Here is a 15211-nt window from a genome sequence, read left to right on the forward strand (position 1 = left end):
GGGTGCCGGCAACTGATCATCAGCCAGCAACAGGAATTTGTGCTTGCCTGCGAGGTGGCGGAGGTTGCCGGCATCGTCAAACTGGCGCGTTCGCAGTGCCTGGCGCTCAAGAAGCAGGTGCTCGAAGCCTTACTTGCCAGCGCCAAGCTGCAGGAAGCCAATCTGCAGACCTTCGCATAGAGCCCATTCCCATCCCGATGAAAGATCGGGATGGGGTTCTATCTCTTTGTTTGAGCATGATCTTTTCCGAACCGAAGGTCAGCGCAGCAAAAACCGGGTTCCCACTTTTCGGGATCATGCTCTGTCTTCTTGTTTGAGCATGATCTTTTCCGAAACCCGGTTCCCACTTTTCGGGATCATGCTCCGAACCGCCTTCCCTGCTATGACGTCGCACGCAGGTTGCGGCGGGCGCGCCGCCTGTTTGTGGCGCGCGCCGCCTCCGCCACCGCGCCGTTGATTTCGACCACGACGCCTTCGCGTGGCTTGGCGTTGGTGACCCTGTGCAGGCGCTCATAGGGCAACAGCTCCTTGATCCGGGCATTGAGCGACGCGACTTCGGCTCGCAAATCCTCGCATTCCTGCCTCTGGACATCGTACTGCATTTGTTCAGACGCCTGCTGCAGGGAAAGCTGCGAATAATTTGCGTTCACCGCCGAAAGGTTCATCTTGTCGCTTTCGCTCTCCTTCATGAGCTCAGACAGTTTTTCATCCGCAACCTGCTTATCGGCCATGGCGTCGCTCCACTGAGCCCTAAGCGTGGCCATCTCGGCGGCGGCTGCGCTGCTCTCGTTCGAGGCCAGTTCCAGTCGCGACTGGAGGTTCTGAATTTCAGAACGCAAGCCGTCCATCTCCAGGTGATTGCGCGTGAGCTCGGCTTGCGTGTCACTTTCCATGAAACGGGCCGCTTCAGTCATTTCCGACATCTTCGTTTGCGCCATCTCGAACGATTTCTGAAGCCGCATTTCCTCCTTCTCGCTCTTGCCAAGCGCAGCCAGCAGTTCCGAAAGCCGCACCGCCTCGCTGGCATGAATCGTCGAGAGCTCATCGAGCCTATGGCGCGTCTCGGTTTCCCGCTTGTGCGCCTTGTCGAGATCAATCGACAGGCTGACATGCTTTTCCCGCAGCATCTTGTTCTCACGCAAGCGTCTATTGGCCTCGACCGTCTTGGCCGCAAGCGTCTTGACGATGTCGCCGAATTCCGCTTCGCGTTTTGCGCTTGCATTGGCTGCCTCGACGAGTTCCAGCCTCACTGCGGCCAGCGCGCCTCGAAGCGCCTCCTTGTCCTGAACCAGGCCTGCCTCATGCTGCTGCAAGACTTCGACGGCGCCTTCGCGCTCGCGCAGCTTTCTGGCTGCATCGTGGAGCTGTTCCGACAGAACTCTTTGGTGTGAGGTCAGGCCGGCATTTGCCAGCTCCAGTTCGTTGGCGCGAAGAACATCGCCGTGGAGGATGTTCAGGAATTCACGTGTCAGATGGTGCGAAGTCGCGATCTCCGACAGTTTCCCGTTGATCTCCTCCAGATAGTCCTGGGCATCGTGAAAGAGCCCATCAACCGCACTCAATGCAGCCAGCCGGGTTTGCGTATGCGACGTCAGCAGTCGTGCGGTCTCTGGACGGTCCGCACCATTCTCTGGCTGGGCGTTGTCGTTGTTTGTCGCGAGATTCTCGTCGGCGTTCTCCGGCGGCGACTGGTCGGCTAGTTTGAGACACTCATCGAACGCGTCCGCCAACTCGGCTTCGAGCTTCTCAAATGCTCTGTCGGAATTAGCGGCACGCCTCATCAACCCCTTGAAACTCATGGCCTAACACTCCCTGCACTCCCTCCATTCTTTTACTTAAGGAATTGCTAACATTCCTTTTTACATCCTCTTCTTCCGTTGGGGAAGCCCCGCCGGGGCCCTGAGCAGCCTTGGTCGATCGATATTTTCATGGGCGCATGCGCAGCAGCCGCGACGCCAGCCCGCGGCTCACCCTGTTTGCGTTTGGCCTTGGTGGCGCCGCCCTAAGGCAGATATCCGGTCACCGCGCAGGGGCCTCAAGCGCCCTCACCCGGCCGTGCGCTTGCCGCGTTTGCTCTTGCCGGCCCGCGCTTCAATCGCCTTCTCGATCTGCCGCTTCAGCTCGTCCTTGATGTCGACGGTCTCGGCCAGCAAGGCGTCGATCTTCATGAAATCGAGCACGCGGTATTTCGAGACCGGCGGGCGGATCAGGATGTCGGGCGGGTGCTGGCGCAGCTTGTTGGCGATGATCGACTGCATCATCAATTGCGTGGCGCCGTACATCAGGTCGACGGTGGTCGGGTGCTTGCGCTCGGCCTCGCTCGGCGCGCCCACCACGTCGATGGCGATGATAATGTCGGCGGCCTTTTCGATCAGGTCGAACGGCACCGGGTTGTAGATGCCGCCGTCGATCAGCACGCGGCCGTCGCGCTCCACCGGGCGGAACACGGCGGGAATGGCGGCCGAGGCGGCGAGTGCCGAATGCAGGTCGCCGTCCTCGAAGACCGCAAGCTTGTGGCCGAAATAGTCGGTCGCCGTCACCTTGAGCGGGATCTTCAGCTGGTCGAAGGTTTCGGGGATGGCGTCGGGCAGGAAGGCCTTGAGGATGCGCTCGATGTTGAACTGGCTGACGCGGATACCACCCTGCATGGCCTCCGCGATGGTGCCCGGTCGCGAGCGCCACATGCGCGCCGCAACCTCGGCGCGGCGGCTCAGGATCGAGCGGGCATAGTCGTGGATGTCTCGGCCAGCCATGCCCGAGGCCATGCCGGCACCCATGATGGCGCCGATCGAGGAACCGGCAATCGCAACCGGCTTGATGCCCAGCTCGTCCAGCGCTTCGATGACGTGGATATGCGCCAGCCCGCGCGCGCCGCCGCCGCCAAAGGCGATGCCGAAGCTCGGGCCAGCACTCATCCCTTGCCGCCCAGCGCCAGTTTCGGCCCGACGACCATGATCGCCGGCTCGGCGGAGAGCAATTTCTTGGCCGCCGCCTTGACCTGGTCCAGCGTCACCCCGTTGATGAGGGCGCCGCGCCGCTGCATGTAGTCGATGCCGAGCTTGTCTAGCTGCAGTTCGACCAGGGTCGCTGCAATCGCGCTCGAGGAATCCAGATTGTTGATGGCATAGGCGCCGACCATGTATTTCTTGGTCGCCTCAAGTTCTTCCTCGGTCGGCCCGACCTCGGCCATACGCTTGACCACCTCGCGCACGACGCCAAGCGTCTCGGCCGCCCTGTCGGAGCGGGTTGCGGTGGTGACGAGCAGCGCGTCGGCGTGTTTCTGGTCGATCAGGTCGGAACTGACGCTGTAGGCGAGGCCGCGCTTTTCGCGCACTTCGTCGAACAGGCGCGAGGTGAAGGTGCCACCGCCGAGGATCTCGTTCATCAGCACCGCGGCGAAAAAGTCCGGCGCGTCGCGTTTCACGCCGGGATAGGCCAGTTGCAGCGAGGTCTGCGGCAGGTCGTAATTGACCTCGAGCTGCTGGCCCAGTTTCGGCTCGATATCGGCGACGGGGTTCAGCGTCTGCTTTTCCGGCAGGTCGCCGAACAGCGCGTCGAGCTTTTGCTTCAGTGTCTCGGCGTCGATGTCTCCGACCACCGCCACATGCAGGCCGTCGCGGGCGAAATTGGCCTTGTGGAAGGCTTTCAGATCATCCGGCGTGATGGCGGCGAGGCTTTGCTTGGTGCCCTGGTCGGACCTGGAATAGGGGTGAGTGCCGTAGATCGCTTCCGCCCATTTGGTCTGGGCTATGGTGCCGGGGTCGTTCTCGCCGGCGATGATGCCGGACAGGATCTGCGACCGAATGCGGTCGATCGGCGCCTGGTCGAAGCGCGGTTTGGTGACCGCCAGCCGCAACAGGTCGAACGCCGCGTCTTTGCGTTCGGCCAGCGTGCGCATCGAGCCATAGGTGCCGTCGCGCCCGGCCTCGAAGCCCATTTCAGCGCCGACATCGTCCAGCTGTATCTGGAAGGCCTCGCTGTCGAGATCGCCGGCGCCCTCGTCGAACAGGCCGGTCATCAGATTGACCAGCCCCTCCTTGCCAGCCGGGTCCTGCGTCGAGCCGCCGTCGAAGACGAAACGGATGGCGATGATCGGCACCGTATGATCTTCCACCAGCCAGGCGGTGATGCCCTTCGGCGATTTCACTTCCTGGATGTCCATGGCGCGAGCGGCGAGTGCCGGCAGGATCAGGAAGACGACGGAAAGGAACAGGGTCGCCAGCGGCGTAGCGGTGCGGCGGGGCAGGATCGCGAGTCTATTCATCGGATCAGTTCCCCGCCTGGGTTTGCGGCAAGAGATAGCCGGTCGTCGAATGGTCGAGGATGAGATAGCGGACGGCGACAGCTTTCACATCGTCGGCGGTGACCTTGCGGATGCGGTCGGGCCATTCCTCGATATCCCTGACATTGCCGCCGACGGCCAGCGTCGAGCCATAGATGTTGGCCATGGAATCCTGCTTGTCGCGGGCGAAGATCATCGAGCGGACGTAGCGGGCCTTGGCCTTCTCCACCTCCTCGCCTGTGACCCCGTCCTTGGCAATGCGGATGATTTCGGCATCGACCGCCGCCTCGACATCGGCGAGCCTGGCATCACCGCGCGGCGCGCCATAGACGGTGAAATTGGTGGCATCGTGCATGGTTCCCTGGAAGAAGGCCCCGGCGCTGGCGGCTATGCCTTGCTTGACCACAAGCTCCTGGTAGAGCCGGCTGCGGCTGCCGCCGCCGAGGATTTCAGCCAGTATATCGAGCGCTTCGGCTTCGCCCGGTTTTGCCGTGCGATAGGACGGAACCACCCATTGCGTCGAAAAACTCGGGACGCTGACGCGCGCATCGGTGAGCGTCACCGTGCGCTTGGTGTTCTGCTCCGGCTCGACCGGACGGATGCGCGGCGGCAGGTCCGGACCGCGCGCGACTTTGCCAAAGGTCTTTTCGGCCAGCGCCTTGACCGCGTCCGGCTCGACGTCGCCGGCCACCACCAGCACGGCATTGTTGGGCGTATAATACTTGTCGTAGAAGGCCGTGGCGTCGGTGCGGTTCAGCTGCTCCATCTCCTGCATCCAGCCGATCACCGGAATGCGGTAGGGCTGGTTCTGCCACAGCGTGGCGTCGACTTCCTCGTCGAGAACCGCCTCTGGATTGCTGTCGATGCGCGCGCGGCGCTCTTCGAGGATGACGTCGCGCTCGGTCTTGATGACGTCGTCGGTGAGGATGAGGTTGCGCATGCGGTCGGCCTCGAAGCTCATCATGTCGCCGAGGGCCGAGGGCGCCACCGTCTCATGGAAGGCGGTGTAGTCATAAGAGGTGAAAGCGTTGTTGGAGCCGCCTATGGCCGAGATGGCGCGGTCGAACTCGCCGGCGGCATGGTTCTTGGTCGCCTTGAACATCAGATGTTCGAAGAAATGGGCGATGCCAGATTTTCCCGGCGGCTCATCGGCGCTGCCGATCTTGTACCACACCATATGGGTGACGATCGGCGCCCGGTGATCCGGGATGACGACGACCTCCATGCCGTTGTCGAGCAGGAAATCCGTCACCTTGCCGTCGTCCGATGCGGCCAGAACCGTGCCGGTGGTGACCAAGGCCAGCGCGGTCGTCAGCAGCATTCTGCGCAGAGATGTCATCAATGGCTCCGGATTTCATGCCGCGACGATAGGCAAGGTCTTGTGGACAAGCAAAGTGAATTGTTCGTCATGTCTCAGGCAAAGGCGGCGGCAAAGAGGCCGCCCGCGAGCGTGAAAGGGAGCTGCAAGCGGTCAGGCGGCTTCGATGAAGCGAATGACGGTCTCGCCATAGCCGCGCTCGTCGACCACCGCAAAACCGGGGCCAACCTCGAAAGCGGCTGCCGCCGCTTCCTCGACGACGCAGAGCGCCCCGGGCGAGAGCCAGCCGCCGGCCTTGGCCGAGCGCAAGGCAAGTTCGCCAAGACCCTTGCCGTAGGGCGGATCGGCAAACACCAGTCCGAAGGCGGCAAGGGTGCCGGCATCGCCAAGTGCCGAGGCATCCCGGCGAAAAATCTTGGTGCGCCCGGTCAGGCCGAAGGCTTCGACATTGGTGCGGATCAGGCCGCGTCCTTCCGCCGATTCCTCGATGAAGACGCCATAGGACGCGCCGCGCGACATCGCTTCGAGGCCGAGCGCGCCGGTGCCGGCGAATAGGTCGAGCACGCGTGCGCCGTCCAGTTTCTCGGGATAGCGATGCGCCAGCACGTTGAAGACGGCCTCGCGGGTGCGGTCACTCGTCGGGCGGATGCCGTTGCTGCGCGGCGTCGCCAGCGGACGCCCGCGAAACTCACCGCCGACGATCCGCATTACTTGCCCTTGGGGCCGTTACGCGGCCGGTCACTGCCGGGACGATCGCCCCGCGGCTTGCCGAACGGCTTGGTGCCGCCTGGCTTGCCATAGGCCGGTTTGAACGAAGCCTTGCGCGCCTTGGCATCGCTGGCCTTGGCCGCGTCGGCTTCCGCCCTGCCCTTGCCGATCGGCCGCGCGCCGGGCGCCATCCAGACATTGGCCTTGCGCTGGCCCGGCGGCTCGATCGGCCGCTGCTCGCGTTCCGGCCTTTTCCCGCCCGGCTTGCCGCCAAAGCCACCACGCGGCTTGTCGCCGAAGCCGCCGCGCGGTTTATCGCCAAAGCTGCGCTCGGGCCTCGGGCCACGCTCGCCAAAGCTCTTTTCCGGTCCCGCACTTCTGTCGGGACTTGTCGACAGCTTGCCCAGCGCCTCGTCGCGGCTGCCTTCGCGGCGCTTGCGGTTCTTGATCAGCCCGCCCTCGCCGATCGGACGGCGCTCGCCGTCGCGGGTGAATTTCGGCCGCTCGGGTTCTTCTTCGCGCTCACGCCGCACCGGCTTGTTGGAAAACGGCTTGGTGATCTCGGCGTCGAAATTGGCGCCGGATTCCTCGACCAGGCGCTCGCCAAGCTGGTCGCGCAGCACGCGGCCCTTGATCTCGAGAACATGGCCCTCCTTCAGATCATCCAGCTGGAACGGCCCGTAGGAAATGCGGATCAGCCGCGTGACGTCGAGGCCAAGCGAGCCAAGAATATTCCTGACTTCGCGGTTCTTGCCCTCGCGCAGGCCAAGCGTCAGCCAGGCATTGGTGCCCTGCTCGCGGTCGAGCGTCGCTACAATGGCGCCATAGAAGACGCCGTCGACGGCAATACCTTCGCGTAATCCGGCGAGCGCGCTTTCCTCGACCTTGCCGTGGACGCGCACGCGGTAGCGCCTGAGCCAGCCGGTGGCCGGCAGTTCGAGCACGCGCGACAGCCCGCCATCATTGGTGAGCAGCAAAAGGCCTTCCGTGTTGATATCGAGGCGACCGATGGTCATCAGCCGCGGCAGGTCTGACGGCAGCACGTCGAACACGGTTTTGCGACCCTCGGGATCGCGGTTGGTGGTGACCACGCCGGCCGGTTTGTGGAACAGGAACAGCCTTGTGCGCTCGATCGGCGGTATTTCCATGCCGTCGAGATGGATGATGTCGCCGGGCATGACATTGAAGGCCGGCGTGGTCAGAGCGCGGCCATTGACCTTGACGCGGCCGGCCGCAATCAGCTCCTCGGCGTCGCGGCGCGAGGCCAAACCGGCACGTGCCAGCCGCTTGGCGATGCGCTCGCCCGCCTCTTCCGTAGCCTCGGTGGCACGCGGGCGCGGCTTGAAACCACCGCCTGATGCGCCGCCCTGGGGCCGATCGCCAAAGTCGCGGTTGGGGCGATCAGCGAAGTCCCGCTTCGGCCGGTCGTCGCGCGGCTTGAAGTCACGCTTCGGGCGTTCGCCTTCGGCGGCCATCGGCCCATCGCCTCGTGGCGCATAGGGTTTGCGCGGCCCTTCGCGCTTTTCATAAGGCTTGCGCTCGCCTTCGGCAGCCATTGGACGGTCGCCGCGTGGTGCATAGGGTTTGCGCGGTCCTTCGCGCTTTTCATACGGCTTGCGTTCGCCCTCGGCGGACATCGGTCGGTCGCCGCGCGGTGCGTAAGGTTTGCGCGGTCCTTCGCGCTTTTCGTACGGCTTGCGCTCGCCCTCGGCGGCCATCGGCCGGTCGCCGCGCGGTGCGTAAGGTTTGCGCGGGCCTTCGCGTTTTTCAAACGGCTTGCCTTCGGGGCGCGGACCCTTGCTGAACGGCCGATCGCCGCTCTTGAAGTCGCGCTTCGGCCGCTCGCCGTCGGCGGCAATCGGACGATCGCCACGCGGGGCATAAGGCTTGCGCGGACCTTCGCGCTTTTCAAAAGGCTTGCCTTCAGGGCGCGGGCCCTTGCTGAATGGCCGGTCGCCGCTCTTGAAGTCGCGCTTCGGGCGCTCGCCCTCGGCGGCCATCGGCCGCTCGCCGCGCGGTGCGTAGGGTTTCTTGGCGCCGAAGGATGGCTTGCCGCCTTTGCCGGCGGCGCCATCGCGGCTGCGCGGTCCCGCGGCTTTCGGGCCGCCTCTGGCCGGACCCTTTTTGGGCCGGAATTTCTTGTCGTTGTCGTCCATGTGGCCTTTGCCTGTTTGCGCTGCTACAGCGTGGCGCATCCTTTCGGGCGCGCAAAGAACGCTGTAGCACTTTTGATTTGGCGCATGATCATTTCCGAAAACCGAGTCCGATTTTCGAGGTTATGCGCTCAATAACAGGATCACGCCTGAGTGGCGAGGAGATAATCGGGATGGAAACCCGCGTGAAGCGGCCGGATTTCATGGCGCTGGCGCTGCAAGAGGCCGAAGCCGCCGCCTTGCGCGGCGAAGTGCCGGTCGGCGCCGTCATTGCCAGCGGCAGCACGGTGGTGGCAAAAGCCGGCAATCGCACCCGCGAGTTGGCCGATCCGACGGCACATGCCGAGATGCTGGCGATCCGCGAGGCTTGCCAGAAGCTCTCCATCGAGCGGCTGACCGGCCACGATCTCTATGTGACGCTGGAGCCCTGCGCCATGTGCGCCGGCGCCATTTCATTCGCCAGGCTGCGCCGGCTCTATTTCGGCGCCGCTGACGAGAAGGGCGGCGCGGTGGTCAACGGCGTGCGCTTCTTCACATCGCCCACATGTCACCACACGCCCGACATCTATCCGGGCATGGCCGAACATGACGCTGCCTTGCTGCTGAAGGATTTTTTCCGGGAGCGGCGCGAACTCTAGAGCGAGTAGGGTTACAGCGTCCGTTGCGTCCAGGAACGCGCGGCGCTGGAAAGCCGCCTGCTTACCAGGGCAGCCAGTCGAACATGCCGCCGCTCTTGCTCTTGGCGGCTGCCTCCTTCTTGAGGCGGCGTTCCTTCTTGTATTCATCCTCGCCGAGCTGATCCTGCGGCGCGGTGTCGGCGGCGACGCGGTACTGCACCGGCGGCTCGCTCAGATATTTGCGCTTGGTCGGATCGCCCTGCTTGCTTTCTACCATGCGGCGCTGGATTTCGGCGGCACGACCCTTGTCCGAGTCAGCCGGCGACCAGCGTGGCGGATGGCTCGAACCCGAATCCGCCATCGCCTTCTTGATCGCTTCCGGGTCGGTCTGCACATCATCGACGATCTGCGACTGGTAGGCAGGATCGTCCTGATGCGCGGTGGCGTCGGCACGCAGGCGGGCGCGGCGTTGCTCGGGCGATTCGGGCCATTCGGCGCTCGCCGTCTCAATGCTGTCCTGCGGCTGCGGCAGCACTTCCTGCTGCCCCGGCGCCGGCTTCACCAGTTCGGGACGAGGCTTGTAGTCTATCTGTTGCTTATGCTTCGGCGCGATCGAAAAAGCGCTGGAGAGGTCACCCGCCAACTGTTCACCGGCGGTCTTGTCGGTGCCGTAGGTAGGCGAGCCCATGCAGCCGGACAGAGCGAGGCCAGACGCGACAAGCGGTGCCAGCAGCGCAACGCGCGCGTAAGTTCTCTCGGTCATGCCAAAAAGTCCCACTCTAGACAGCCTCTCGATCGCCACCGGCCAAAGGTCCGGTCCCCATCGTCCATGCTCTTGCGACGGAAATCCGGCGACAATTTGTCGTCCGGAGTTTCGCGTGTTTACCTCAACCACTCGTTAAGGGCAACGCGCGGGGGATTGTCAGCCCCTCGCCGTGTCATTTGTGCACCGATATGGCGGCTACTCAAACGCGCCCAAGCGCCTTCAACTCATGCAGGACAGCGGCATCCCGGGCCGAAACATCGGGGAATTCTGCATCCTGTCCGACATCGGCGGTGTAGCGCCACGAGCGCGCGCATTTCGCCAGGCCCCGGTCCTGCGCCTTCTCGACCACGACCGCGATGCCCTTGACGTCGTCCAGGGTGAAGGCGCCGGAAGACGCGTTGCCGTGGGTGATGACGAGATCGCTGGTGATCGCCATCTCGGCCATGTCGACATCCGCTATCGCCGCTTCGAGCGCGGCATCGTCCAGCGTGACCACCGGCACTGCTTCCAGCGACGAGCCGATCACCTTCTGGGCACGGGCGATCTCCAGTGCGCCGGTGACGACACGGCGAACCTGCCGCACCTTGCGCCATTTTTCCGCCAGTGCCTCGTTCTTCCAGTCCGCCGGAATTTCCGGAAACTGATCGAGATGCAACGACACGGCATCCGGGTGACGGTCGAGCCAGGCTTCTTCCATGGTGAAGGGCAGCATCGGCGCCAGCCACTTCACCAGGCAGTCGAACAGGTGGCGCACCACTTGAACCGAAGCCTTGCGCTTCACGCTGGAGGGCGCGTCGCAATAGAGCGCGTCCTTGCGGATGTCGAAATAGAAGGCCGACAGTTCGACCACCATGAAATCAAGCAGCGTGCGGGTGACGCGCTTGAATTCGAAGGCGTCGTAGCCCGAGCGCACCACTTCATCCAGCTCGGCCAGCCGATGCAGCATCAGCCGCTCCAGTTCCGGCATCTTGTCGAGCGGCACCTCCTCGCCATCGTCATGGGCGAGCGTGCCCAGCATCCAGCGTATGGTGTTGCGCAATTTGCGGTAGGCATCGATGTTGGTCTGCAGCACGTTTTTGCCGAGCCGCTGGTCTTCCCAATAGTCGGTCGTCACCACCCATAGGCGCAGGATATCGGCGCCGGACTGCTTGATGACGTCCTGCGGCACGACGGTGTTGCCGAGCGACTTCGACATCTTTCGTCCCTCTTCATCCATGGTGAAGCCATGGGTGACGACGGTTTCGTAGGGCGCCCTGCCCCTGGTGCCGCAGCTTTCGAGCAGCGAGGAGTGGAACCAGCCGCGATGCTGGTCGGAGCCTTCCATATAGACGTCGGCCGGCCATTTGAGATCCGGACGGTCCTCCAGCGTGAAGACGTGCGTCGAGCCCGAATCGAACCAGACGTCAAGGATGTCCATCACCTGCTTCCACTTCGAAGCGTCGTGATTGCCGAGGAAACGCTCTTTAGCACCGGCCGCGAACCAGGCGTCGGCGCCCTCTTTCTCGAAAGCGTCCATGATGCGCTGGTTGACGGCCTCGTCCTTCAGCACATTGCCGTCGGCATCGGCGAAGACGGCGATCGGCACGCCCCAGGCGCGCTGGCGCGACAGCACCCAGTCGGGGCGCTCCTCGATCATGGCGCGGATGCGGTTCTGGCCGGCGGCCGGCACAAAACGGGTATCGTCGATCGCCTTCAGCGCGCGACTGCGCAGCGTCGTGCCATCGCCGAGATCCTTGTCCATGTAGACGAACCATTGCGGCGTGTTGCGGAAGATGATCGGCTTCTTCGAGCGCCACGAATGCGGATAGGAATGCTTCAGCCGGCCGCGCGCGAACAGCGCGTTGCGCTTGATCAACTCGTCGATAACCGCCTGGTTGGCATTGCCCTTCTTGCCGTTGTCATCGATGACGCGCGCCGCCCCGCCTTCGCGGTCCGGGCCAAAACCCGGTGCGTCCTTGGTGAAGAAGCCGCCATCATCGACAGGAAACGGGATGGCGGTGTCGATGCCGCGCTGGCGAAGCTCATTGGCGGCATCCGTCCAGGCATCGAAATCCTCGCGACCATGGCTGGGCGCGGTGTGGACGAAACCGGTGCCGGCATCGTCGGTGACATGATCACCGGAAACCATCGGCACCGGGAATTGATAGCCCCCGCCGAAGCCTTTGAGCGGATGCGAAAGCGTAAGACTTCCAAGCTGTTCCGCCGAAACGCTGTGAAGACGATTCAAGGTGACCTTGGCCTTGGCCGCAGAGTCCTCCGCGAGTGCATCGGCAAAGATCAGCTTCTCGCCCGGCTGGGGCCCGAAAGCGTTCGCGGCCGCCGTGACCTCATAAAGACCATAGCCGATACGCGGCGAATAGCTGACCGCGCGGTTGCCGGGGATGGTCCAGGGCGTCGTCGTCCAGATGACGACATGAGCTTCCAGCAGGTCCAGCGACGCCTCGGTCAGCTTTGGATCCCGTGCCGGCTGCCCTGCCTCAAGGCTGGCGACCGGAAACTTCACCCAGATCGTATCGGACTCATAATCCTGGTACTCGACCTCGGCCTCGGCCAGCGCGGTGCGCTCGACCACGCTCCACATCACCGGCTTGGAGCCGCGATAAAGCTGGCCCGACATGGCGAATTTCAACAGTTCGCCGGCGATACGCGCCTCGGCATGGAAGGCCATCGTCGTATAGGGGTTCTTGAAGTCGCCGACGACGCCAAGCCGCTGGAACTCGCCGCCCTGCACCGAGATCCAATGCGCGGCAAACTCGCGGCATTCCTGACGAAACTCGTTGACCGGCACCTCGTCCTTGTTCTTGCCCTTGGCGCGGTATTGTTCCTCGATCTTCCATTCGATCGGCAGGCCGTGGCAGTCCCATCCGGGCACATAGTTGGAGTCATAGCCGCGCATCTGGAACGAGCGGGTGATGACGTCCTTGAGGATCTTGTTCAGCGCATGGCCGATATGGATGTTGCCGTTGGCGTAAGGCGGGCCGTCATGCAGCACGTATTTTTCCCGACCGGCCGCGCTTTCGCGCAGTTTGCGGTAGAGGTCCATGTCCTGCCAGCGCTTGACCAGCAGCGGCTCTTTTTCAGGCAAGCCGGCGCGCATCGGGAAATCCGTCTGCGGCAAATAAAGCGTCTTGGAATAGTCGATCGTATCGGTTGTATCGGTCATTGATCTGCCATTGTGCATTGCCCGGCGGCGAGTGAGCTCGGGCGTGAACTATCATGTTCTGGAAAAAGCGCGAGGGGGGCGCGCAAAGCTCCCGGCGGCTCCGGCGGCGCTCAGGCCGCCCGGAACACCGGGCTCGTAATTCGTATCGTCAGCGCGCGCAGGCGCGAAAAGCTCGTCATGGCAGGGCTTTTAGCGGAGAAAGCCGCAGGAATAAAGCGCCTCTCGGTCGATTCAGCTACATCGTGAAATCGAAGCGATAAGTGGTCGACACGCCGATCATGAACTGGTTGCGGTCGCCACGCTCCTTGACCAGGCTGGAATCGGCCGCTGGACCCATCAGGCGGGAATATTCGCCAAACAGACTGGCCGTCATCGGTTCGGTCACCTTCCAGGTTATGGCGCCGCCAAGGCCCGTCGATTTCAAGCCGCCACCGGGATGGTATTCGCTGAGGCCCGAGGCCACCGCCTCCTGCGCATTGACGCCATAGTAGGCGTCGAAATAGCCGGAAGAGGCGAAGGAAACGCGCGGGCCGCCCGAAATCCTGACATTTGGCGTCACATCATAGAAGGCGTCGGCGGCGATGTCGGCGACGAAACCGTTGTGGGCGCGAATGCCGTGGCGCAGCTCGGCGCGGGCACGCAGCCAGTCGGTCGGATAGAATTCGAAGAAGCCGCCGACCTCGCCACCCCAGCGCACCGGGTCAAGGCCCTTCAGCTCATCATCGCTGCTGCGGGAAAACAGGAATTTGCCGGTCAGGCCGGCGCGGACACCGCCGTCATCGACCAGCGCCAGCGAGATGTTGTCGTTGCGCGAGACAAAGCGTGCGGTGGGACCGGCCTTGCCAAGCGAGATGATCGGCGAGGCACTGAGCATATACTGCTTGCCGCCCTCGAAATTCGGCGCGACCATGCCGGTGGCGCCAACCGTCAGATACCAGTCGCCGGACAGCCAGCCGAAGGTGCCCTCACCGGCCTCGGCAGAGCCTGCCGCGCTCAACACGGCAGCAACCAAAACCACAGACAATTTTCTGACCGGACTCATGGCCACTCCACTAGCACAACACAGCCGCGCACCGGCCACAGCTTTGACGGCCGATTGGTAAAATTTGATTTAAATCCGTGACAGGGGAGCACGGTTTGTTGTCCTTGCAGGTTATCGCCTTCGGCTGGACGCGCGCCACCACCGGTATTAACCTCGTGGCCGGCAAGTGCCAGACGTTCTTCAATGCCAAAGCGAGACTGGAGGAGATGCGGCAATGACCCTGCGTGGCGATGCATTAGAGGACGCGATCGGCCAGACACGAGACAAATGGGGGTGGTTCGTCGCACTCGGCGTGCTGCTGCTCATCTTCGGCGGCATTGCCTTCGGCAATCTGTTCATCGCCACCGTCGCCTCCGTCTATGTCGTGGGCTGGCTGATGCTGATGGCCGGCATCATCGAGATCGTGCATGCCTTCGGCGTCAAGACCTGGGGCCGCTTCTTCTACTGGCTGCTCAGCGGCCTGCTCTATGCCGTCGCCGGGTTCTTCGCCTTCGACAATCCGCTGCTGGCCTCGGCGGTGCTGACCTTCCTGCTGGCGGTGGCGCTTGTCGCGTCAGGCGCGCTCCGAGCCTGGGTCGGCTTCAGCCATCGGCCGGCCAATGGTTGGGGCTGGCTCGTCGCGGCCGGCCTGATCAGCGTGCTGGCGGGCCTGACCATCGCCATGGGCTGGCCGGTCAACAGCCTGTGGGTGCTCGGCCTGTTCCTGGCCGTCGATCTGATCTTTCAGGGCTGGACTTTCATCGCCGTCGGACTGGCGTTGAAGAAGTAAGGCGTTGAAGAAATAATCAGGCAAGGTTGAGCAGCGTCACCGAAACCAGCGCCAGCGCGATGCCGACATATTGCATCAAGGACACCTCTTCCTTGAACACGAAGGTGCCGACCAAGACGGCGCCGACCACGACGATGGTGTTGACCAGCGCTCCCGTTACGGCAAGGTTCAGCCTTGTGTTGATGAGGGCAAAGGCCCAGTAGGAGAGCGGCGACAGCAGCATGACATATGCCAGGCTGCGGCCGTTGCCGGTCTTGCCCCAATGCGCGCTCAGCCCATCGCAGAGGATGAACATTCCGGCGCAAACGAGCACAACGCTCCAGACAAACACGTCGATTTTCATCAAGCAGTGTTGGGCGTTCCAGCGGCGGCTTACGATGAACTGCTTCACAG

At 63.3% G+C, this 15211-nt stretch carries 13 protein-coding genes; 3 read left to right on the forward strand and 10 right to left on the reverse strand.

Features of this window, described 5'->3' with window-relative positions; genetic code table 11:
* Nucleotides 1-39: 39 nt before the first annotated feature.
* A complete protein-coding gene (locus AC1DXU_RS06980; protein WP_477366204.1) occupies nt 40-180 on the forward strand; it encodes a hypothetical protein in 141 nt (46 codons plus the stop codon).
* Between the two features lie 200 nt (nt 181-380).
* Here the strand turns inward: AC1DXU_RS06980 and AC1DXU_RS06985 are convergent, their stop codons facing one another.
* The 6 genes from AC1DXU_RS06985 to AC1DXU_RS07010 form a co-directional block, all read right to left on the reverse strand.
* Nucleotides 381-1799, reverse strand: a complete 1419-nt coding sequence (locus AC1DXU_RS06985) for a coiled-coil domain-containing protein (protein WP_477366207.1) — start codon at nt 1797-1799, stop codon at nt 381-383.
* A 246-nt stretch (nt 1800-2045) separates the two neighbouring features.
* A complete protein-coding gene (locus AC1DXU_RS06990; RefSeq protein ID WP_477366210.1) occupies nt 2046-2915 on the reverse strand; it encodes a patatin-like phospholipase family protein in 870 nt (289 codons plus the stop codon).
* The gene (locus AC1DXU_RS06995; protein WP_477366213.1) at nt 2912-4264 is read right to left on the reverse strand and encodes a M16 family metallopeptidase; all 1353 of its coding nucleotides are present in this window, start codon (nt 4262-4264) and stop codon (nt 2912-2914) included. Before AC1DXU_RS06995 ends, AC1DXU_RS06990 begins: the two co-directional genes overlap by 4 nt.
* A gap of 4 nt (nt 4265-4268) precedes the next feature.
* On the reverse strand, nt 4269-5621 hold the full coding sequence (locus AC1DXU_RS07000) for a M16 family metallopeptidase (protein WP_477366216.1): 1353 nt from the start codon (nt 5619-5621) through the stop codon (nt 4269-4271).
* A gap of 132 nt (nt 5622-5753) precedes the next feature.
* The gene (gene rsmD / locus AC1DXU_RS07005) at nt 5754-6308 is read right to left on the reverse strand and encodes a 16S rRNA (guanine(966)-N(2))-methyltransferase RsmD (protein WP_477366219.1); all 555 of its coding nucleotides are present in this window, start codon (nt 6306-6308) and stop codon (nt 5754-5756) included.
* A complete protein-coding gene (locus tag AC1DXU_RS07010) occupies nt 6308-8464 on the reverse strand; it encodes a pseudouridine synthase (protein WP_477366222.1) in 2157 nt (718 codons plus the stop codon). Before AC1DXU_RS07010 ends, rsmD begins: the two co-directional genes overlap by 1 nt.
* Nucleotides 8465-8646: 182 nt before the next feature.
* On the opposite strand from AC1DXU_RS07010, the gene AC1DXU_RS07015 reads away from it, so the two are divergent.
* A complete protein-coding gene (locus AC1DXU_RS07015; protein WP_477368870.1) occupies nt 8647-9099 on the forward strand; it encodes a nucleoside deaminase in 453 nt (150 codons plus the stop codon).
* Between the two features lie 61 nt (nt 9100-9160).
* On the opposite strand, the gene AC1DXU_RS07020 is transcribed toward AC1DXU_RS07015, so the two are convergent.
* The 3 genes from AC1DXU_RS07020 to AC1DXU_RS07030 all read right to left on the reverse strand — a co-directional run bounded on the left by AC1DXU_RS07020 (nt 9161) and on the right by AC1DXU_RS07030 (nt 14049).
* Entirely contained in the window at nt 9161-9841 is a 681-nt protein-coding gene (locus tag AC1DXU_RS07020; RefSeq protein ID WP_477366225.1) for a hypothetical protein, read from the reverse strand.
* A 202-nt stretch (nt 9842-10043) separates the two neighbouring features.
* Nucleotides 10044-13007, reverse strand: coding sequence for an isoleucine--tRNA ligase (ileS, locus tag AC1DXU_RS07025; protein ID WP_477366228.1), 2964 nt, complete (start codon nt 13005-13007; stop codon nt 10044-10046).
* A 235-nt stretch (nt 13008-13242) separates the two neighbouring features.
* Nucleotides 13243-14049, reverse strand: coding sequence for a MipA/OmpV family protein (locus AC1DXU_RS07030; RefSeq protein WP_477366230.1), 807 nt, complete (start codon nt 14047-14049; stop codon nt 13243-13245).
* Nucleotides 14050-14263: 214 nt separating this feature from the next.
* Here AC1DXU_RS07030 and AC1DXU_RS07035 point away from each other — a divergent pair, with 214 nt between their 5' ends.
* Nucleotides 14264-14818 (forward strand): HdeD family acid-resistance protein, encoded by a 555-nt coding sequence (locus tag AC1DXU_RS07035; RefSeq protein ID WP_477366233.1) that lies wholly within the window; start codon nt 14264-14266, stop codon nt 14816-14818.
* 16 nt (nt 14819-14834) lie between these two features.
* Here the strand turns inward: AC1DXU_RS07035 and AC1DXU_RS07040 are convergent, their stop codons facing one another.
* Nucleotides 14835-15161 carry a hypothetical protein gene (locus AC1DXU_RS07040; RefSeq protein WP_477366236.1) on the reverse strand — a complete coding sequence of 109 codons (327 nt, stop codon included), beginning with the start codon at nt 15159-15161 and terminating at the stop codon, nt 14835-14837.
* Nucleotides 15162-15211 lie beyond the last annotated feature (50 nt).

The organism is Mesorhizobium sp. P3_A10 (assembly GCF_056403175.1).